Below are 23,122 nucleotides of genomic sequence, written 5' to 3'. Positions count from 1 at the left end.
CGCCTGGCACCTGCACGAACTGACGAAGGACCTGTCCCGGTTCGTGCTGTTCTCGTCCATGGCCGGCGTGGTCGGCACGGCGGGACAGGGCAACTACGCGGCGGCGAACGCGTTCCTGGACGCACTGGCGGCCCACCGGCGGGCCCGTGGCCTGCCCGCGGTGTCGATGGCCTGGGGCCTGTGGGACGAGCAGAGCGGCATGACCAGCGGGGTCGGCGAGCTCGAACGCCGGAGACTGGCGCGCGACGGGATGGCTCCGCTGCCCACCACTCAGGCACTGGACCTGTTCGACGCGGCACTGGGCGCTGACCGCCCCGTGGTGGTCGCGACCAGGATCGATCCGCGCGCTTTGCGTACCGACGCCACCATGCTGCGCGATCTGGCCAAGTCCGCGACGGTCGATCGTGGCCGCGCGCTCGCGGACCTCCCCGAGGCCGAGCGGTACCAGGCCGCACTCGACCTGGTTCGCACCCACGCGGCCGCGGTCTTGGGACACCCGTCGCCGGAGGCGCTGGCGCACGGACGTCCCTTCCGGGAACTGGGCTTCGACTCCCTGACCGCGGTCGAGCTGCGGAACCGGATCGCGGCGGCCTGCGGCGTCGCACTGCCCAGCACGCTGGTCTTCGACTACCCGACGCCGGAGGCGATCGCCGACCGGCTGCTGGAACGAACGCTGGACGAGAAGAAGCCCGCGGTGCGCCAGGCGTCCGACGACGACCCGGTCGTGCTGGTGGGGATGGCGTGCCGTTTCCCGGGAGGTGTGGCTTCTCCGGAAGACCTGTGGGACGTGGTGGCCGACGGACGCGATGTGGTGTCTTCGTTCCCGGTGGATCGCGGCTGGGGAACCGGCTTCGGCGGGTTCGTCGACGACGTGGCGGGGTTCGACGCCGAGTTCTTCGGGATCTCGCCTCGGGAAGCACTGGGCATGGATCCCCAGCAGCGGCTGGTCCTGGAGTGTTCTTGGGAGGCGCTGGAACGGGCGGGGATCGATCCGTCGTCCGTGCGGGGCAGTGGGCTCGGCATCTTCATCGGCGTGATGCGCGGCGACTACCGGACCGACGGCGATTACGGCCTGACCGGCGGTGCCGGGAGCGTGGTGTCCGGCCGGGTGGCGTACGTGCTGGGGACCGAGGGCCCGGCGATTTCGGTCGACACGGCGTGCTCTTCCTCGCTGGTGGCCCTGCACCTGGCGGCCGAGTCGGTCCGGCGGGGCGAAAGCACGATGGCGCTGGCCGGCGGGGTGACCGCGATGTCGTCACCGGTGTTGTTCGAGGAGTTCGCCCGGCAGGGCGGCCTGGCCGCCGACGGGCGGTGCAAGTCGTTCGCCGGCGCCGCCGACGGCACCGGGTGGGCCGAGGGCGTGGGCCTGGTGGTGGTGGAGCGGCTGTCGGACGCCACCCGCCACGGGCACCGTGTGCTGGCGGTTCTGCGGGGCAGCGCGGTCAACCAGGACGGCGCCTCCAACGGGCTGACCGCGCCGCACGGACCGAGCCAGCAGTGGGTGATCCGGCAGGCGCTGGCGAACGCCGGTCTCCGGCCGGCCGACGTGGACGTGGTCGAAGGACACGGCACCGGCACCCGGCTCGGCGATCCGATCGAGGCGCAGGCCGTGCTGGCGACCTACGGCCAGGACCGGGCCGCGCCGCTGTGGCTGGGGTCGGTGAAGTCCAACCTCGGCCACACCCAGGCCGCGTCCGGCATGGCCGGCTTGATGAAGATGGTCCTGGCCATGCGGCACGGCGTCGTCCCGGCCACCTTGCACGTGGACGAGCCTTCACCGGTCGTGGACTGGGAATCCGGCGCGGTGACGCTCGTGCGGGAGCCGGTGGCGTGGCCCGAGGCGGACCGGCCGCGGCGGGCGGGGGTGTCGTCCTTCGGGATCAGCGGGACGAACGCGCACGTGATCATCGAGCAAGGTCCGGCTCCCGAGGCGAGCGACCGGCCGGAGGGTGATCCGGTGCCGTGGGTCGTGTCCGCCCGGTCGGAAGTTGCTTTGCGGGAACAGATCGGGCGGCTGTCCGAGTGGCCGGGAGCGGCTGTCGATGTCGGCTATTCGCTGGTGCGCGGTCGTGCTGCCTTCGACCATCGCGCGGTGCTGCTGGGTGATCGGGTGGTCGAGGGCGTTGTCCGGCCTTCGGGGAAGACGGTGTTCGTCTTTCCGGGTCAGGGTTCGCAGTGGATCGGGATGGCGGCCGAGCTGTGGGATTCGTCGCCGGTGTTCGCCTCGTGGATGGATCGGTGCGCGGTCGCCCTGGCACCGTGGGTCGACCTGCGGGACGCGCTGGATAGTGAGCAGGTAGAGCTGGTTCAGCCTGCGTTGTGGGCGGTGATGGTGTCGCTGGCTGGGTTGTGGCGGTCGTTCGGTGTCGAGCCGGACGCCGTCGTGGGCCATTCCCAGGGCGAGATCGCCGCGGCCTGCGTGGCGGGTGCGCTCTCGCTCGAGGATGGCGCCCGGGTCGTGGTGGCCCGGAGCCGGGTGATCGCCGAGAGGCTTTCCGGCCTGGGCGCGATGGCATCGGTGACGCTGCCCGAAGGCCACGTACTGGACGACCGGCTGTCGGTTGCGGTCGTGAACAGCCCGGCTTCCGTTGTGGTATCCGGTGATCCCGAAGCGATTGACGACCTTCTGCTGACTGTCCCGGGCAAGCGGATCGCCGTGGACTACGCGTCGCACTCGATGCTCGTCGAATCGGTGCGCGACGAACTTCTAGCGGCGCTGGGTGAAATCACGCCGAATCCGCCCGAGATCGCATTCTGTTCCACGGTGTTCGACACGGCGACCTTCGACGCCGAGTACTGGTACCAGAACCTCCGCCAGACTGTGCAGTTCGAGCGGGCCGTCCAGTCGCTGGGTGACGGTGTGTTCCTGGAGATGAGCCCGCACCCGGTGCTCACCATGCACCTCCCCGGCATCGCCATCGGCTCGTTGCGCCGCGGCGACGGTGGACTCGAACGCTTCCTGACGTCGCTCGCCGAGGCCTACGTGCACGGCGTCGAGGTCGACTGGACGCCACTGCTCGAAGGTGGCCGGCTGGTCGACCTACCCACCTACGCCTTCCAGCACCGGCGTTACTGGCACCGGACCGAAGCGTCCACAATGGACGACTGGCGGTACCGGATCACCTGGCGGCAGCTGCCCGAGACGCGGCAAGCCTTGGCCGGAGTCTGGATCGCCGTGGTGCCTGACGACGGCACCGCGGACCTGGGCCCGGACGTGGAAATCGTCGCGCTGAGCAGGCTTGCCGAGCGCCTGGGTGCGGGCGAACCCGCCGGCGTGCTGTCGCTGCTCGGGTTGGACGACACCTTGAAGCTGGTCCGGCTGCTCGCGGACGCGGAGATCGATGCGCCGCTGTGGCTGGTGACGTCCGGTGCCGTCGCGGCGGCGCCAGGAGACGTGGTGCGCCAACCGGACCAGGCGCAGATCTGGGGCCTCGGGCTGACCGTCGGGCTCGAACACCCCGATCGCTGGGGCGGCCTGGTCGATCTGCCCGAGAACGTGGACGCCCGGGTGCTCGGCAGGCTGGCCGCCGTGCTCTCCGGCGACGAAGACCAAGTCGCGGTGCGGGCCGGCGGGACCTACGCGCGACGTCTCGTCCGCGCACCCCGCACCCGGCCGGGGCGCGTCTGGCGGCCGCGTGGAACCGTCCTGGTCACCGGCGGAACCGGCGGGCTCGGCGCCCACGTGGCCCGGTGGCTGATCCGGAACGACGCCGAGCGCGTCGTCCTGGCCGGGCGCCGGGGTCCCGACACCCCCGGCGCGGCCGAGCTCGCGGCCGAACTGGGGGACCAGGTCACCTTCGCCGCACTCGACGTGGCCGACCGGGACGCCGTCCGGGAACTGCTCGCGTCGCTGCCGGACCTGACGGCCGTGGTGCACGCCGCCGGAGCCGGCCAGCACAGCACACCCGTGACCGAGATCGGCGACCCCGCCGAGGTGATGCGGGCGAAGGTCGCCGGTGCGGCGAACCTCGACGCCCTGCTGGACCACGACACCCTGGACGCGTTCGTGCTGTTCTCGTCCGGCGCGGGGGTGTGGGGCGGCGGCGGGCAAGGCGCCTACGCGGCGGCGAACGCCTATCTGGACGCGCTCGCCCAGCAGCGCCGGGCCGCGGGCGGCAACGCCACCTCGATCGCCTGGGGCACCTGGGCGGGCGACGGCATGGCGCGAGGTGGCGTCGGCGAACGGTTCCGGCGGCTCGGACTGCCGGAAATGGACCCGCGGCTGGCGGTGCGCGCGCTCCAGGAGCTCGGCGAACCCGGCCTGGTCGTCGCCGACATCGACTGGCCGGTGTTCGGGCCCGCCTACTCCGTCGCCCGCAATCGTCCCTTGCTCGCCGAGGTCTTCGAAGAGCCCGAACCCGCGCGCCCGGTCGTCGGCGACGCCCTCCCGCTGGTCCGCGCGCAGGTGGCGGCCGTGCTGGGGATGGACTCCGGTGCCGCGATCGACGTCCGGCGTGCGTTCCGGGAGCTGGGCTTCGACTCGGTCACGGCCGTCGAACTGCGCAACCGGCTGAACCACGCGACCGGCTCGAACCTGCCGGCGACGGTCGTGTTCGACCACCCGAACTGCGCCGCCCTCGCCGCTTACCTGACTGGGCCCGCGCCCGAGCCGGTAGCGGCTGCTGTGCCCGTCGGCGAGCCGATCGCGATCGTGGCGATGAGCTGCCGGTTCCCCGGCGGCGTCGAGTCGCCCGAGGACCTGTGGCGGCTGGTCGCCGAGGGGGCCGACGCGATCGCCGGCTTCCCGGCCGACCGCGGCTGGACCGTGTCCGGCAGCGGCGGGTTCCTCTACGACGCCGCCGAGTTCGACGCGGGCTTCTTCGGGATCTCCCCGCGGGAGGCGACCGCGATGGACCCGCAGCAGCGGCTGATGCTGGAGTGCTCCTGGGAGGCCTTCGAGCGGGCGGGCATCGACCCCACGTCGCTGCGCGGCAGCCGGACCGGAGTGTTCGTGGGCGCGCTGGCCCAGGACTACGGCCCGCGGATGCACCAGGCGCCGGCGGACTTCGCGGGATACCTGGCCACCGGCAGCACCGGCAGCGTCATCTCGGGCCGGATCGCCTACACCTTCGGGCTGGAGGGCCAGGCGGTCACCATCGACACCGGCTGCTCCTCGGCGCTGGTGGCGTTGCACAACGCGTGCCAGTCGCTGCGGCAGGGCGAGTGCTCGATGGCGCTGGTCGGTGGCGTCACGGTGATGTCGAGTCCCGGCGCGTTCTCGGAGTTCACCAGGCTGGGCGGGATCGCCGCCGACGGCCGCTGCAAGCCGTTCGCGGACGCCGCCGACGGCACCGGCTGGAGCGAAGGCGCGGGCATGCTGCTCGTCGAGCCGTTGTCCGAAGCCCGCCGCAACGGACACCCGGTACTGGCGGTGATCCGCGGCAGCGCGGTCAACCAGGACGGCGCGTCGAACGGGCTGACCGCGCCGAGTGGTTCCGCGCAACAGCGCGTGATCCGGCAGACCCTGGCCAATGCGGGCCTGTCGCCTGCCGACGTGGACGTCGTCGAGGGGCACGGCACCGGGACTCGGCTGGGTGACCCGATCGAGGCACAGGCGGTGCTGGCGACGTATGGCCAGGACCGGACCGAGCCGGTGTTGCTGGGTTCGGTGAAGTCGAACATCGGACACACCCAAGCGGCCGCGGGCGTGGCCGGGGTGATGAAGATGGTGCTGGCGATGCGTCACGGTGTGGTGCCGGCGAGCCTGCACATCGACCGGCCGTCGTCCTTTGTGGACTGGACGGCAGGCTCGGTGTCGCTGGCGCAGGAGCCGATGGAATGGCCCGAGGCGGACCGGCCGCGACGGGCGGGGGTGTCGTCCTTCGGGGTCGGCGGCACCAACGCTCACGTGATCATCGAGCACGTGCCGGTCGCGGAGGCGCCGGACGGACCTGACAGCGGTCTGGTGCCGTGGGTGGTGTCCGCGCAGTCCGCGGGAGCGGTGCGGGACCAGATCCGGCGGCTTTCCGAGTGGCCGGGGACGGCTCTCGATATCGGCTATTCGCTGGTGCGGGGTCGGGCCGCCTTCGACCATCGCGCGGTGGTGCTGGGGGATCGGACAGTCGAGGGCGTCGCTGAGCCGGTGGCCAAGACGGTGTTCGTCTTCCCGGGTCAGGGTTCGCAGTGGGTGGGGATGGCGGCGGAGCTGTGGGAGTCGTCGCCGGTGTTCGCCGGGTGGATGGATCGGTGTGCGGCCGCGTTGGAGCCGTGGGTCGACTTGCGTGATGCGCTGAACAGTGAGCGTGTCGAGGTGGTTCAGCCTGCCTTGTGGGCGGTGATGGTTTCCCTCGCCGGATTGTGGCGGTCCTTCGGTGTCGAGCCGGACGCCGTGGTGGGCCATTCGCAGGGCGAGATCGCGGCGGCATGCGTGGCGGGTGCGCTCTCGCTCGAGGACGGTGCTCGGGTTGTAGCGGCCCGGAGCCGGGTGATCGCGGAGAGGCTTTCCGGCCGGGGCGCGATGGCGTCGGTGACGCTTCCCGAAGGCCACGTGCTGGACGACCGGTTGTCGGTGGCGGTGGTGAATGGTCCGGCGTCGGTGGTGGTGTCCGGGGATCCCGAGGCGATCGACGATCTTTTGCTGACTGTTCCGGGCAAGCGGATCGCGGTGGACTACGCGTCGCACTCGATCCACGTCGAGTCGGTGCGAGAGGAGATTCTTGCTGTGCTGGAGGGGATCGTGCCGCGCGCGGCGACGATCCCGTTCTGTTCCACGGTGTTCGACACGGCGACCTTCGACGCGGAGTACTGGTACGAGAACCTCCGTCGGACCGTGCAGTTCGAGCGGGCCGTCCAGTCGCTGGGCGATGCTGTGTTCCTGGAGATGAGCCCGCATCCGGTGCTGACCATGCACATCGAGGGGACCGCGATCGGCTCACTGCGCCGCGGGGACGGCGGGCTCGACCGGTTCCTGACGTCGCTGGCCGAGGCGTACGTGCACGGCGTCGACGTCGACTGGACGCCCCTGCTGGCCGGCGGGCGGTCGGTGGACCTGCCCACCTATCCCTTCCAGCGGCAGCGTTACTGGCTGAACGCCGACGACACGGACGCGACCCTGCACGGTCACCCGTTCCTCAGCACGGTGACCACGCTGGCGGACTCGGCCATGACGGTGTTCACCGGCCGGCTCGACCCGGACCGGACGCCCTGGCTCGCCGAGCACGCCGTCGGGGACACGGTGTTGCTGCCCGGAACAGCTTTCCTCGACCTCGCGTTGTGGGCCGGCGACCAGATCGGCGCCCCGAGGGTGGCCGAACTGACGCTCGAGTCTCCGTTGGCGTTGCCGGGCGCCGTCACGATCCAGCTCACGGTCGACGGCCCGGATCAGTCCGGTCGACGGCCGGTGCAGCTGTACTCACAGGCGGAGGACGTGTCGTGGACCAGGCACGCGTCCGGCGTCCTCACCGCCGAGGTCTCCGCGTCCGGCGAACCGGTGCCGTGGCCGCCCGCGGATGCGGAACCCCTTGAACTGACCGACCTCTACGCCAAGCTGACCGGGCTCGGCTACCACTACGGGCCCGCGTTCGGCGGCCTGCGGTCGGCCTTCCGGGCGGGTACGGACCTCTACGCCGAAGTGGCGCTGCCCGAACGGCTTCGTCCGGAAGCACGCCGGTTCCGGCTGCACCCCGCGCTGCTCGACGCGGCCCTGCACGTCCTCGGGGTCGACCGGACCAAGCCGGCCCTGCCGTTCTCGTGGAGCGGGGTCTCGCTCACCGCGCCCGGAGCGGCCGCGCTCCGGGTCAGGATCTCGCTGCGCGACAACGACGTCGTCTCGATGGAGATCTCCGACGACCACGGCAACGAGGTCGCGCGGGTGGACGCGCTGGCGCTGCGCTCGCCCACCCCGCACGACCGGCTGTTCCGGGTGGACTGGCGCACGGCACCCGAAGGAGCGCCGGAGGGATCGCACACGGCCGTCACGGACCTGGCCGAACTGAGGGACATCCCCGCGACCGTCTTCCTGGAAGCCTGCTACACCGGCGAAACCGTGCGAGAAGCCACTGTCGGGATGCTGGCGGTCTTGCAGGAATGGCTGGACGACGGCCGGTTCAGCGCTTCGCGGCTGGCGATCGTGACCCAGGGCGAGGAACTCGCCCGCGCGGCGGTCCAGGGCCTGGTCCGGTCGGCCTGCTCGGAGAACCCGGACCGGTTCGCCCTCGTCGACCTGCGGGACGGCGACCTCCCGGTGAACGCGGTCCTGGCGGCGCTGGCCGCCGGGGAGACGGAGTGCGAAGCCCGGGACGGGAGCGTCCGCGTTCCCCGCTTGACCCGGGTGACCGGGGAACGCGGGACCGCGGTCTGGGACACCACGGGCACGGTGCTGATCACCGGCGGCACCGGGGTGCTGGGCGGGCTGGTCGCCCGGCACCTCGTCGCCGAGCACGGCATCCGCAGCCTGGTCCTGGTCAGCCGGCAGGGGCACGCGCCCGATCTGGTGGCGGAGCTCGAAGCCGCCGGCGCACTGGTGACGGCCGCCGCCTGCGACGTGTCCGACCGGGACGCGCTCGCCCGCGTCCTCGCCGGGATCCCGGCCGGGTTCCCGTTGCGCGGGGTGGTGCACGCGGCCGGCGTCGTGGCCGACGGGATCATCGACTCCCTGACCCCGGAACGGGTGGACGCCGTCCTGGCGCCGAAGGCCGACGGGGCCTGGCACCTGCACGAGCTGACGAAGGATCTCTCCCGGTTCGTGCTGTTCTCCTCGGCGGCCGGCGTGTTCGGTACGCCGGGACAGGGCAACTACGCGGCGGCGAACGGGTTCCTGGACGCCCTGGCGCGCCACCGCCGGGCCGCAGGACTGCCCGCGGTGTCCCTGGCGTGGGGAATGTGGGAACCGCGCAGCGGACTGACCGGCGGGCTGGGCGAAACCGACGTGGCACGCATGGCCGGCTGGGGCGTGCGCCCGCTGTCCCCGGCCGACGGGCTCGCCTTGTTCGACGCCGGCTGCGCCCAGGACGAGCCGGTGGTGGTCCCGGTCCGGCTGGACGTCACCGGTGTCGAGGAAGTGCCCGGCCTGCTGCGGGGACTGGTCGCCGCCAAGGCACCGGTCCAGGTCGAGACCGGGCTCGCTCGGCGCCTCGCGACGCTGCCGGAAGCCGGTCAGCATCGCGCGTTGCTCGACCTGGTGCGGGGACACGCGGCCGCGGTGCTCGGCCATCCCGCGCCCGACCTGGTCGAGACGACCCGGGGGTTCCTGGACGCGGGCTTCGATTCGCTGACCGCGGTGGAACTGCGCAACCGGCTGGCCGCGGCGACCGGCGTGCGGCTGCCCACCACGGTGCTGTTCGACCACCCGACCCCGGTCGCGCTGGCCCAGCGCCTGCACGGCGAGCTGGTGGGCGGCCCGTGGTCGCCGATCGACGAGCTGGACCGGCTGGAGGCCCGGTTGCGGGAGTCGGCCGACGACGACACGCGGCTGGCGGTGGCGGGCCGCTTGCGGTCGCTGCTGGCGGGCCTCGGCGGCGGCGCGGACACCACGCGCCTCGACTCCGCCACCGACGACGAACTGTTCGAGCTGGTCGACGACGATCTGGGGATCCTCTAGATGGACAACGAACAGAAGCTGCGCGACTACCTCAAACGGACCATCGCCGACCTGCAGCAGACCCGGGACCAGCTGCGCGAGGCCCGGTCGGCGGCGGCCGAGCCGATCGCGATCGTCGGCATGGGCTGCCGGCTGCCCGGCGGGGTGATGAGCCCGGCGGACCTGTGGCACCTGGTCAGTTCCGGCGTGGACGCCGTCTCGGAGTTCCCCGCCGACCGCGGCTGGGACCTCGACGCCCTGTACGACGCCGATCCCGGCCGCACCGGCACCAGTTACACGCGCCACGGCGGCTTCCTGCACGACGCCGCGCTGTTCGATCCCGGCCTGTTCGGCGTGTCCCCGCGCGAGGCGCTGGCGATGGACCCGCAGCAACGGCTGATGCTGGAGACCACCTGGGAGGCCCTGGAAAACGCCGGGATCGACCCGCTTTCCCTGCGGGGCAGCGACACCGGCGTCTTCACCGGGGTGATGTACCAGGACTACGCCAGCCGGCTGCACCGGATCCCGGACGGCTTCGAGGGGCAGCTCAGCATCGGCAGCTCACCCAGTGTCGTGTCCGGCCGGGTGTCCTACACTTTCGGCCTCGAAGGCCCGGCGGTCACCGTGGACACCGCGTGCTCGTCGTCCCTGGTCGCCCTTCACCTGGCGAGCCAATCGCTGCGGCGCCGGGAGTGCTCGCTGGCCCTGACCGGTGGCGTGGCGGTGATGGCCACGCCGGGCACGTTCATCGACTTCAGCCGGCAGGGCGGGCTGGCCCCGGACGGCCGCTGCAAGGCGTTCGCCGCCGCGGCGAACGGCGCCGGGTTCGCCGAAGGGGCCGGCGTGCTGGTGCTCGAACGGCTGGCGGACGCCCGGCGCCACGGCCACCCGGTGCTCGCGCTCGTGCGGGGGAGTGCCGTGAACCAGGACGGCGCGAGCAGCCGGCTGACCGCGCCGAGCGGGCCGGCGCAGCAACGCGTGATCCGCCAAGCCCTGGCCGACGCGCGGCTCACGACGGCCGACGTCCACGCCGTCGAGGCGCACGGAACCGGCACCACCCTCGGCGACCCCATCGAGGCGCACGCCCTGCTGGCGACCTACGGGCAGGACCGGGCCGAGCCGCTGTGGCTGGGGTCGGTCAAGTCCAACATCGGGCACACCCAGGCGGCCGCCGGGGTCGCGGGCGTGATCAAGATGGTCCTGGCCATGCGGCACGGCACGCTGCCGAAGACCTTGCACGTGGACTCCCCGTCGGCGCAGATCGACTGGTCGGCCGGTGCGGTCGAGCTGCTGACCGAACCGCGTCCGTGGCCAGGCCCGGCTCGACGGGCCGCCGTGTCGTCGTTCGGCGCCAGCGGGACCAACGCGCACGCGATCCTGGAACAGGCCCCGCCGGAAGAGGCGAGTGACCGGGTCCGGTTCGCCGGGCCGGTGCCGTGCTTGCTGTCCGCCCACAGCGCGGCGGCGTTGCGCGCCCAGGCCGAACGGCTCTCGGCGCACCTGGCCGGGACCGACGTCGACGTGCTGGACGTGGGACACACCCTCTCCGGCCGGGCGATGCTCGGCGAACGGGCCTTCGTGGTCGCCGACGACCGGGACAGCTTGATCACCGCTCTCGGCCAGGTCGGGAGCGAAGGAGCGGTGGCGGCCGGCGGAGTCGCGTTCCTGTTCTCCGGTCAGGGCTCCCAGCGGGCGGGCATGGGGCGGGAGCTGGCCGCGACCTTCCCGGTGTTCGCCCGTGCCTGGGACGCGATCGGTGCTCACCTCGACCTCCGGACGGACGCCGAGTCGCTGGAGCAGACCGGGTTCGCCCAGCCCGCCCTGTTCGCGCTCGAGGTCGCCCTGTTCCGGCTGCTGGAGTCGTGGGGGCTGCGGCCGGACGCGGTGCTGGGACATTCGGTCGGCGAGGTCGCGGCGGCGCACGTGGCGGGCGTGCTGTCCCTTGTGGACGCTTGTGCGCTGGTGTCCGCGCGGGGGCGCCTGATGCAGGAGCTCCCCGCGGGCGGGGCGATGGTGGCGGTCCGGGCCACCGAGGAGGCGATCCGGCCGTTGCTGGGCGAGGCCGTCGACCTCGCGGCGGTCAACGGCCCGTCGTCGGTGGTGCTCTCCGGCGACGAGGACGCCGTGCTGGCGCTGGCCGCACGGTTCGAAGACTCGAAGCGGCTGCGGGTGAGCCACGCGTTCCACTCGGCGCGGATGGAGCCGATGCTCGCCGACTTCCGCCGGGTCGTCGAGGGCCTTTCCTTCCGGCAGCCCGGGATCCAGGTCGGGTCCGGTGCCGTCACGGACCCGGAGTACTGGGTGCGCCAGGTGCGGGAACCGGTCCGGTTCGCCGACGGGATGCGGACGCTGCTCGACCTCGGTGTCCGGTCCTTCGTGGAGCTCGGGCCGGATGGGACGTTGTCGGCGATGGGCCAGGACTGCGTGGGGGAGACAGGTGCGGCGCTGGTACCTGCCTTGCGCCGGGACCGGCCGGAGCCGCACTCGGTCGTCACCGCGCTGGCTCGCTTGCACGGGTGGGGTGTCCCGGTCGACTGGACGAAGTACTTCGCGGACACCGGGGCACGCCAGGTGGAGTTGCCCACCTATGCCTTCCAGCGCAAGCGGTACTGGCTCGACGCGCCCCGCGAGGCCGACGACGTTACTTCGGTCGAGCTGGCCGGGGTCGACGGCCTGCTGCTGACCAAGAAGCTGTCGCTGCGGTCGCACCAATGGCTGGCCGACCACGCCGTGCTGGGATCGGTGCTGCTGCCGGGCACGGCGTTGCTGGAGCTGGCGGTCCAGGCCGGGGACCGGGTGGGCTGTGGCCGCGTCGCCGAACTCACCCTGCACGCCCCGATCGTCTTGCCCGCCACCGGCGAGATCGACCTGCAGCTGAGGGTGGACGACCGGCGGGAACTGAACATTTACTCCCGCGACGGCTCCGAGTGGGTGCACAACGCCAGCGGCGTGCTGTCCAGTGGCGTGCCCGAGAGCTTCCGGCTCACCGACTGGCCGCCGTCCGAGGCCGTCGCCCTCGAGGTGGACGGCCACTACGACCGGCTCGCCGACGCCGGACTCCGCTACGGGCCGGCGTTCCGGGGTTTGCGAGCGGCCTGGCGGCGCGGTGACGAAGTGTTCGCCGAGGTCACGCTCCAGGACGCCCACCTCCCGGCGCTGCTCGACGCGGCCCTGCACGCGATCGGGCTGGGGCCGCTCGGCGACTCGGGCCTCGCGCAGCTGCCGTTCGCCTGGCACGACGTCGACCTGTACGCCACCGGCGCTTCGACGATCCGGGTCCGGATCACCCCGGCCGGGCCCAGCGCAGTCTCGCTCGAGATCGCCGACGGCACCGGGCTTCCGGTGGCGTCGATCGGATCGCTGGCACTGCGACCGGCCACAGTGGACTCGAAGCACGACAGCATGTACCGCGTCGAATGGGTTCCGGTGCCGGCCGGATCGCCTGCCACGGACGTGGTCCTGACCCAGTGCGACACCGGCGCCGAACTTCCCGAGGGCGGCGGGCAGGCGGCTCGCGACGCTCTGGAGCAGGTGCAGCGGTGGCTGGCCGAAGAGCAGCCGGAACGGCTCGCGTTCGTGACCAGGGGTGCCGTGGCCGTCGGCGCCCAGGACGTCACGGATCTGGCGAACGCCCCGGTGTGGGGTCTGCTGCGGTCCGCGCAGAACGAGCACCCGGACCGGTTCCTGCTGGTGGACGTCGACGACGACCCGGAGTCGGCGCGGATCCTGCCGGACCTGCTCGGTGCCGGGGAACCCCAGCTGGCGATCCGCGCCGGGATCGGTTACGCACCACGGCTCACCCGGTTCACCACGGGCAGCAGACGGCTCGACGTGTCCGCGCCGGGCACCCTGGACGGCCTCGCGTGGGTCCCGGCACCGGAGGCCGAGCGGCCTCTCGGCCCCGGCGAGGTGCGGGTCGAGATGCGCGCCGCCGGCGTGAACTTCCGTGATGTGCTGCTCACCCTCGGCATGTACCCGGGAACGGCCGTGGTCGGCTGCGAAGGGGCCGGTGTGGTCGCCGAAACCGGTCCGGGCGTGACCCGGTTCCGGCCGGGAGACCGGGTGTTCGGGCTGTTCGCGGGTGCGTTCGGCCCGCTCGCCGTGACCGATCACCTGCTGCTGGCGCCGACTCCGGCCGGCTGGACCGCCGAACAAGCGGCCGCGGTGCCGCTGGTGTTCCTGACCGCCTACTACGGACTGCACGACCTCGCCGGGGTCCGGGCCGGGGAACGGGTGCTCGTGCACGCGGCGGCCGGCGGGGTCGGGATGGCGGCGGTCCAGCTGGCCCGGCATTTCGGAGCCGAGGTGTTCGGCACCGCCGGTCCGGGCAAGCAGGATGCGTCCGGCCTGGACGACGAGCACTTCGCCTCCTCGCGGGAGCTGGGCTTCGAGGAGAAGTTCGGCGGCGTTGACGTCGTGCTGAATTCGCTGGCCCGTGAGTTCGTGGACGCGTCGCTGCGGTTGTTGCGGCCCGGCGGCCGGTTCCTCGAAATGGGCAAGACCGACGTCCGCGACCCGGCCGAGCACCCCGGCCTGGTCTACCGGGCCTTCGACCTGTTCGAAGCCGGCACCGACCGGCTCGGGGAGATGCTCGGCGAGATCGTCGACCTGTTCGACCGGGGCGTGCTCGGCCACCTGCCCGTGACTACTTGGCCGCTCGGCCGGGCCGAGCAGGCGTTCCGGTTCCTCGCCCAGGCCAAGCACGTCGGCAAGGTCGTGCTGACCGTGCCGAAACCCCTCGACCCCGAGGGCACGGTGCTGATCACCGGCGGCACCGGGGCGCTGGGCGGCCTGCTCGCCCGGCACCTGGTGACCAGGCACGGCATCCGGCACCTCGTGCTGGCGAGCCGTCGAGGCGAAGCCCCCGAGCTGTGCGCGGAACTGACCGCCTTGGGCGCCGAAGTCACCACGGTCGCCTGCGATCTGGCCGACCGCGCGGCCGTCGAGCGGATGCTGGCCGCGATCCCGCACCAGTTGACGGCGGTGGTGCACGCCGCCGGGGTGGTCGCCGACGCCACCGTCTCCGCCTTGACGCCGGAGCAGCTCGACGAGGTGCTGCGGCCCAAGCTGGACGCCGCCTGGCACCTGCACGAGCTGACCACGGACCTCTCGGCGTTCGTGCTGTTCTCCTCGGCGGCCGGGATCCTGGGCGGGCCGGGCCAGGCCAACTACGCGGCCGGCAACGCCTTCCTGGACGCCCTCGCCCAGCACCGCCGCGCACACGGCCTGCCGGGCGTCTCCTTGGCCTGGGGCGCCTGGGAACACGGCATGGCCGGTCAGCTCGACGAACGCGATCGCGCTCGCATCACCGGATCGGGCATCGCGGCCCTGTCCGAGCAGGACGGGCTGGCCCTGTTCGACGCCGCGCTCGGCGCGGAGGAAGCCGTGCTGGTCCCGGTCCGGTTCGACCCGGCCGCGCTGCGCTCGGAGTCACCGTTGCTGCGGCGCCTGGTGCGCGGCCGGACCCGCCGGGTGGCCGAAGCCGCGACCACGTCCACTGTGGACACTTCGGAACCCGCGCTGCTGGACCTGGTGTGCGAGCACGCGGCGATGGTGCTCGGGTTCGGCTCGGCGGCGGAGATCGACCGCGGCCGGGCCTTCCGCGACCTGGGCTTCGACTCGCTCACCTCGGTCGAGCTGCGCAACCGGCTGGGCGCCGCGACCGGTCTGCGGCTGCCGTCGACGCTGGTGTTCGACCAGCCGACCCCGGTCGCGCTGGCCGCCTTGCTGCACCAGGAACTGCGCGGCGGACCCGCCGAGACCGCCCCAGCGGCCCGGGCCGCGCCCGCCGACGAGCCGATCGCCATCGTGTCGATGAGCTGCCGGCTGCCCGGCGGGGCGGATTCTCCCGAGGACCTGTGGGAGCTGGTCGCCGCGGGCCGGGACGCCATCGCGGGGTTCCCGGCCGACCGCGGCTGGGACGTCGGCGGGCTGGGCCCGAGCGGGGGCGGGTTCCGGTACGACGCCGCCGAGTTCGACGCGGGCTTCTTCGGGATCTCCCCGCGGGAGGCGCTCGCGATGGACCCGCAGCAGCGGATGCTGCTGGAAGGGTCGTGGACGCTCTTCGAGCGGGCCGGGCTGGATCCCGCGTCGCTGCACGGTGCGCCGGTCGGGGTCTACGTCGGCGCGATCCACAACGGCTACGCCGAAAGCGTGGGCAGCGAACGCGACAGCGTCGAGGGCTACCTGGTGACCGGCACGATGAACAGCGTCGCCTCGGGCCGGCTGGCCTACACCTACGGGTTCGAAGGCCCGGCGATCACCGTGGACACCGCGTGCTCGTCGTCCCTGGTGGCGATCCACCTGGCGGCCCAGGCACTCCGCCAGGGCGAGTGTTCGCTGGCCGTGGCCGGCGGGGTGACGATCTCGGCGACCCCGGACATCTTCGTCGAGTTCGGCAAGCAGCAGGCCCTGTCCGCGGACGGGCGGTGCAAGGCGTTCTCGGCGGCCGCCGACGGTTTCGGGGTGGCCGACGGGCTCGGCCTGGTGCTGCTCGAACGGCTTTCCGACGCCCGGCGCAACGGCCACCGGGTACTCGCGGTGGTGCGCGGTTCGGCGGTCAACCAGGACGGGGCCTCCAACGGGCTGACCGCGCCGAGCGGGCCGGCACAGCAGCGGGTGATCGGCCAGGCGCTGGCGAACGCGGGCCTGCAACCGTCCGAAGTGGACGTCGTGGAGGCGCACGGAACGGGCACCCGCCTCGGTGACCTGATCGAGGCGCAGGCGCTGTCGGCGGCGTACGGGCCGGTCCGGGTGGGCTCGGTCAAGTCCAACATCGGGCACGCCCAGGCGGCCGCGGGCGTGGCCGGCCTGATCAAGATGGTGCAGGCGCTGCGCGCGGGTGTGCTGCCGAAGACCCTGCACGTCGACAACCCGCTGCCCGGGCTGGCGGAGCTGCGGTTGCTGGCCGAGGCCGAGGACTGGCCGGAGACCGGCAGGCCGCGCCGGGCCGGGGTGTCGTCCTTCGGGATCAGCGGCACCAACGCGCACCTCGTGGTGGAGCAGGCCCCGGCCGGCTTGCCGATACCGTCCACATCGGACGCTCCGGCGCCGGTGCCGTGGGTGGTGTCCGCCCGCAGCGCGCAGGCGCTGACGGCTCGGCTGGACCAACTGCGGGCGCACGTGCTGGCGCACCCCGAGCTCAGTCCCGCCGACGTCGGCTTCGGCCTGGCGACCGGCCGGTCGGAGATGCGGTACCGGTCGGTGGCGATCGGCGAAAGCCGCGAGGAACTGCTCGCGCACCTCGGCGCGGTGACCGGCGACGCGCCGACATCACCCGGGGTCGTGTTCGTGTTCCCGGGACAGGGCTCGCAGTGGACCGGGATGGCGACCGAGCTACTGGAGTCCTCGCCCGTGTTCGCCGAGCGGATGCGGGAGTGCGCGGCGGCCATCAAGTCCCTTTCGGACATCGACGTCTTCGCCGCGCTGCGGGACGGATCGGCGTTGGAGCGGGTCGAGGTCGTGCAGCCCACCCTGTTCGCGGTCATGGTGTCGCTCGCCGCGCTGTGGCAGTCCTACGGTGTGAAGCCGACCGCGGTGATCGGCCATTCGCAAGGCGAGGTCGCGGCCGCCTGCGTCGCCGGTGCGCTGTCGCTGGCCGACGCGGCCCGGGTCGTCGTGACGCGCAGCCGGTTGTTCGCGGAAACCATGGTGGGCGAGGGAGCCGTGCTCGCGGTGGCCCTGCCGGCCGACCAGGTCGCGCGGAGGCTGACCCGGTGGGACGGTCGGCTGTCGGTGGCCGGCATGAACGGACCCGCGTCCTCCACCGTGGCCGGTGACTTGGACGCGCTGGCCGAGTTCGCCGGGGACTGTGCGGCGGCCGGGGTGCGCACCCGGATGGTGCCGGGGACGATCGCGTCCCATTCGGCCCAGGTGGACCGGATCCGCGACCGCCTGCTGGCCGAGCTGGCCGACGTGGCACCCCGGGCCGGCGACGTGCCGTTCTACTCCACGGTCACGGCGTCCCTGCTGGACACGACGGTCTTGGACGCGGGGTACTGGTTCCGCAACGTCCGTGAGCCGGTCGACTTCGACGGCGCCGTCCGGACGGCCATGGCCGACGGGCACGCCGTCTTCGTCGAGGCCAGCCCGCATCCGGTCCTCACGATGAGCATCGCCGACATCGGCGCCCTCGCGGTCGGCTCGCTTCGCCGCGGCGAGGGGCACCTGCGGCGGTTCCTGACCTCGCTGGCCGAGGCGTACGTCCACGGTGCCGACGTCGGCTGGGCGTTCCCGCCCGGCGCCCGGCTCGTCGACCTGCCGACGTACCCCTTCCAGCGTGAGCGGTACTGGCCGGACGGCGCCCGGTCCGCCGACGTGCGGTCGGCCGGCCTGGACGCCGCGGACCACCCCCTGCTCGGTGCGACCGTGACCCTGGCGGAGTCCGACAGCGTGGTGTGCACCGGACTGCTGTCCCCGGGAGCCCAGCCTTGGCTGGCCGACCACGTCGTGGCCGGCACGGTGCTGTTCCCCGGCACGGGGTTCGTCGAGCTGGCCCGGCACGCGGGCGAGCAGGTCGGCTGCGGCACGCTCGACCGGCTGACCCTGACCACGCCACTCGCCCTGCCCGCCGGGGAAAGCGTGCAGGTGCAGGTCACGGTGAGCGCGCCGGATCCGGCCGGGGCCCGCCCGGTGGCCGTCCACTCCCGGCGGCCGGACACCGAGTCCTGGACCCGGCACGCCACCGGCCTGGTGACCTCCGAACAGCCGCGGTACTCCGAGCTGACCCACTGGCCGCCCGCCGACGCGGTCGCGCTGGACCTGGCCGGGCTCTACGAGCGGCTGGCCGAAGCCGGCCTGGCGTACGGCCCCGCGTTCCGGGGGCTGAGCGCGGCCTGGCGGCGCGGCGACGAACTGTTCGCCGAGGTGTCCCTGCCCGCGGAGCTGCGCGACGCCGGCCGCTACGGCCTGCACCCGGCCGCCCTGGACGCCGCACTGCACGTCCTGGGCATCGCCGGCCGGGGCAGGCTGCTGCCGTTCGAATGGTCCGGGGTGTCGTGGCACGCCACCGGGACGTCGACGCTTCGCGTGCGGCTGGCACCGGCGGGAACCGACGCGTTCTCGATCGACCTGGCCGACGCCACGGGTTCGCCGGTGGCGTCGGTGGAGTCGCTGTCGTTCCGGGCCGCCACCGGGGTGCGACCGGACTCGCTGTACCGGCTCGACTGGGTACCGGTGCGTGCGGCCGGGCCGGCCGCCGAGGTCGTGTTCGCCGAGAACTTCACCGGCACCGCGGACGCGCTCGGCCTGATGCAGGCCTGGCTGGCCCAGGACACCGGCGCACGGCTGGTGTTCGTCACCCGGGCGGCGGTGGCGGCCCGGCCGGGCGAGGACGTGACCGACCTGGCCAGGGCCGGAGTCTGGGGGCTGGTCCGATCCGCGCAGGCGGAGCATCCGGAGCGGTTCGGCCTGCTGGATCTGGACGGGGACCTGCCGGAAAGCGCCGTCGCCGCGGCCTTCGGTGCCGGCGAGACGCAGCTGGCGGTCCGCGGCGGCGAACTGCTGGCGCCCCGGCTGGAACGGCTCGCCGACGAGCTGCGGCCGCCGGCCGGCTCCTGGCGGCTGCACAGCGGCCAGGGCGCCCTGCGAGACCTGTCCTTGGGCGCGGCGCCGGAGGCCGACCGGCCGCTGGCCGCCGGTCAGGTGCGGGTCGCCGTCCGGGCGGCCGGGGTGAACTTCCGCGACATCATGGTCGCGCTGGGCCTGGTGCCCGAGGGTGACCGGGCGATCGGCGCCGAAGCCGCGGGCGTGGTCGTCGAGATCGGCCCGGACGTCCGAGGCCTGGCGCCGGGCGACGCCGTCCTGGGCCTGTTCTCCGGCGCGTTCGGCCCGGTGGCGGTCACCGACCACCGGATGCTGGCGCGGATCCCGCACGGCTGGTCCTACGCCCAGGCCGCCGCGACCCCGGTCGCGTTCCTGACCGCCTGCTACGCGCTCACCGACCTCGCCGGTGTCCGACCAGGGGAGTCGGTGCTGGTGCACGCCGCGGCGGGCGGGGTGGGCATGGCCGCCGTGCAGTTCGCGCGGCAGCTGGGCGCGGAGGTGTACGCGACGGCGAGCCCAAGCAAGTGGGACGCCTTGCGGTCGCTGGGACTGCCGGACGACCACATCGCCTCGTCCCGGGACCTCGAATTCGAAACGAAGTTCCCCCCGGTGGACGTCGTGCTCAACTCGCTGGCGAACGAGTTCGTCGACGCGTCACTCCGGCTGCTGCGCCCGGGTGGGCGGTTCCTCGAAATGGGTAAGACCGACATCCGCGAACCCGCCGACGTCGCCTACCGGGCGTTCGACCTGGCCGAAGCCGGGCCGGAGCGGATCGGGCGGATGCTGGCCGACGTGCTGGCGAGGCTCGAGGCCGGACAGTTGCTTCCGTTGCCCGCCAAGCTGTGGGACGTCCGCCAGGCGCGGGAGGCGTTCCGGTTCGTGGCGCAGGCCCGGCACGTGGGCAAGGTCGTGCTGACCGTGCCGCCGCCGCTCGACCCGAAGGGCACGGTGCTGATCACCGGCGGCACCGGCACCCTCGGGCGCCGGATCGCCGAGCACCTGGTGGCCGAACACGGCGTGCGGCACCTGCTGCTGACCGCGCGCCGCGAGGACCACGCGCCGGTGGAGGTGGACGCCGAGGTGGTCGTCTGCGACGTCGGCGACCGCGCCGACGTCGAGCGGATGCTCGCGCGGATCCCCGCCGAGCGCCCGCTGACCGCGATCGTGCACGCGGCCGGGGTGCTGGACGACGGCGTCATCGAGTCGCTGACGCCGAGCCGGCTGGACCGGGTTTCGCGGCCGAAAGCCGAAGCGGCCTGGCACCTGCACGAGCTCACCCGCGAGCTGGACCTGGCCGCGTTCGTGCTGTTCTCCTCCAGCGCGGGCGTCCTCGGCTCCGCAGGCCAGGGCAGCTACGCCGCGGCGAACACCTCCCTGGACGCGCTCGCGGCGCACCGGCAGGCGCGGGGACTGCCCGCGGTCTCGCTGGCCTGGGGCCTGTGGGCGGACGAAAGCGGGATGACCGCCACCGCGGACACCGCGCGACTGTCCCGGTCCGGACTCGAGGGCTTGTCCACCGCGGAAGGGCTGGCGCTGTTCGACGCCGCGCTGGCGGCCGGCCTGCCGATGGTGGTTCCCGCGAAGCTGGCGCCGCGGGCACGGGTCCCACGCCGGACCGTCCGGTCCGATGTGGACGGTCTACGGCGACGGCTGGCCGGCCTGCCCGCGGCCGACCAGGAGAAGACCCTGGTGGAACTCGTGCGCGGCCACGCGGCCGCCGTGCTCGGCCACGCCGGGCCCGAGGCCGTGGCGCCGGAGCAGGCGTTCCTGGAGGTCGGGATCGACTCGCTGACCGCGATGGAGCTGCGCAACAGCCTCAACGCGGCGACCGGCCTGCGGCTGCCGGCCAGCGCGGTGTTCGACCACCACACCCCGGCCGGGCTCGCCCGGCACCTGCTGGCCGAACTCGGCACGGAAGCGCCCGCGACGACGGACCTGCTCGGCGACCTGTTCCGCCAGGCCGTCGCGGACGGACGTGTACCGGAAGGCCTCGAGCTGCTCAAGGCGGCCGGCGGGTTGCGGCCCACCTTCACCTCGGCGGTGCGACCTCCGCGGCAGGTGCCCCTGGCCACCGGCCCGAACCCGACCGGCCTGCTCTGCTTCCCGTCCCCGATGGTGATGGGCGGCGTCCAGCAGTACGCCCGGCTGGCCGCGCACTGGCGTGCCGTGCGCGCGGTGCAGGCCATGCCGGTGCCGGGCTTCACCGGCGCCGAGCCGCTACCGGCCACAGTGGACGCTCTGGCCGGCGTGCTCGCCGAAGCCGCGCTGAGCCAAGGCGATCCACGCGGGCAGGTGCTGCTGGGCTACTCCTGGGGCGGCCTGCTCGCGCTGGCCACCGCGAGCGCGTTGGAACAGCGAGGAGTCCGGCCCGCGGGGGTCGTGCTGCTCGACACGTATACCGGCGAGGTCGACGGGCTTTTCGAGAACCTGTTGCAGGGACTGCTGGACCGAGAACCGCTGTTCGGCCCGTTCACCGGCACCCGGCTGTCGGCGATGGGCCAGTACCTCCGGCTGCTCGGCGGACACCGGCCGCCGGAGATCACCGCACCTGTGCTTTTCGTACGGCCCGAGGGCTCGGCCGGTCTGCGGCCGGGCTGGCCCACGGTGCTGGACGTGCCCGGCGACCACTTCACGATGGTGCAGGAGCACGCCGGCGACACCGCACGCGCGATCGAGGAATGGTTGGGAGAGTTCGATGAAGGTTCTGTTCACGACGCTGGCGGCGAACGCGCACCTGTACAACCTGGTGCCGATGGCGTGGGCGCTGCGCGCGGCCGGTCATGACGTCCGGATCGCGGCCCAGCCGGATCTCACCGACGCCATCGTCCACACCGGACTGCCGGCGGTCGCGGCCGGTCCGGCGCTGGACCTGGCCGGGCTGAGCCGCCAAGCTCAGAAACGGCCGGCCAATAAGACCGTCTTCGGCTCGGAGTTCGACATCACCGAGACCCGGGAGGACCGGCTCACCCTGGACTACGTCCGCGGCGTGTTCACGACGTGGTGCTCGATCGGGCTGGAGCGGCTCGCCCACGAAGCGGTGCTCGACGACCTGGTCGGGTTCGCCCGGGCGTGGCAGCCGGATCTGGTCGTCTGGGACGCGCTGACGTACCTGGGGCCGATCGCGGCGCGAGCCAGCGGTGCGGCGCACGTCCGGATGCTGTTCGGGCTCGACCACTGGGCCCGCATGCGCGGCCGGTTCTTCGCACTGGGCGGCGCCGGCGGAGCGGATCCGATGGCGGAGTGGCTGTCGGGCAAGCTGGACCGGTACGGCTGCACGTTCGACGAGGAACTGGTCCTCGGGCAGCGCACGATCGACCCGCTCCCGCCGTGGACCCGGTTCCCGGTCGGCGTGGACTACCTCCCGGTGCGCCACGTGCCCTACAACGGCCCGTCGGAGGTACCGTCGTGGCTGTCCGAGCCGCCCGCAAGGCGCCGGGTCTGCGTCACCCTCGGCATGTCCCGGCGCGACCTGTGGGGCGAGGACCGGTTCTCGGTCGACGACCTGTTCGACGCGGTGGCCGGCCTGGACGTCGACGTGGTCGCGACGCTGACCGCCCGGCAGGTTTCGGCGGCCTCGGCGGCACCGGCCAACGTGCGGTTGTTCGACTTCGTGCCGTTGGACGCGCTCCTGCCGACGTGTGCGGCGGTCCTCCACCACGGCGGCGCGGGCACGACCGGGAACGCCGTGGTGCACGGGGTGCCGCAGCTGGTGATCCCGGGCAACATGTGGGACAAGGCCGGTCTGGCCGATCTGCTGGCCGACCAGGGAGCCGGTCTGGTGCTGGACCCCGAGCAGGTCACCGCCGGGCACCTGCGTGCACAGCTGTTGAGGCTGCTCGACGAGCCGTCGTTCGCCGCGTCGGCGGAGAAGGTGCGGGCGCAGATCGAGGAGATTCCCACGCCGGCCCGGATCGTGCCGGAGCTGGAACGGCTGGCGAGCGTCTGAGGTCGTGGGGGTGTAAAACGGTTGGTAAAAGGTTTATGCCGCAACACCAGCCGCCGCAGGCCACCCCCCGCGGGCGGGCGGGGGCGGCGCGAGCGAGCGGGCCGGTCGGATGGTTT

Annotated in this window: 3 protein-coding genes (1 of these 3 cut by a window edge); all 3 read left to right on the top strand. The window is 73.1% G+C overall.

Annotated elements, in window-relative coordinates; genetic code table 11:
- Tightly spaced (each overlapping or abutting the next), the 3 genes in view from QQ657_RS52145 to QQ657_RS52135 form a layout consistent with a single transcriptional unit that may run on beyond the window.
- Positions 1 to 9,538, top strand: the 3' portion of a protein-coding gene (locus QQ657_RS52145; protein WP_284749924.1) for a type I polyketide synthase. The gene continues 6,722 nt to the left of window position 1, outside the view; 9,538 of the gene's 16,260 nt are visible here — the last part of the coding sequence; its start codon lies beyond the left edge, outside the window; it ends in the stop codon at positions 9,536 to 9,538.
- A complete protein-coding gene (locus QQ657_RS52140) occupies positions 9,539 to 21,844 on the top strand; it encodes a type I polyketide synthase (protein WP_284749923.1) in 12,306 nt (4,101 codons plus the stop codon).
- The gene (locus tag QQ657_RS52135) at positions 21,756 to 23,006 is read left to right on the top strand and encodes an activator-dependent family glycosyltransferase (RefSeq protein ID WP_284749922.1); all 1,251 of its coding nucleotides are present in this window, start codon (positions 21,756 to 21,758) and stop codon (positions 23,004 to 23,006) included. The genes QQ657_RS52140 and QQ657_RS52135 overlap by 89 nt, the downstream gene beginning before the upstream one ends.
- Positions 23,007 to 23,122: the final 116 nt, after the last annotated feature.

The sequence above is a fragment of the Amycolatopsis ponsaeliensis genome, from assembly GCF_030182635.1.
GTDB lineage: Bacteria > Actinomycetota > Actinomycetes > Mycobacteriales > Pseudonocardiaceae > Amycolatopsis > Amycolatopsis ponsaeliensis.
This window is presented reverse-complemented; position numbering and strand designations above follow the sequence as displayed.

Excerpts from the sequence above, each read along its gene's own strand:
- QQ657_RS52140 (WP_284749923.1), top strand. The coding sequence starts at position 9,539 with ATGGACAACGAACAGAAGCTGCGCGACTACCTCAAACGGACCATCGCC.
- QQ657_RS52135 (WP_284749922.1), top strand. The coding sequence starts at position 21,756 with ATGAAGGTTCTGTTCACGACGCTGGCGGCGAACGCGCACCTGTACAAC.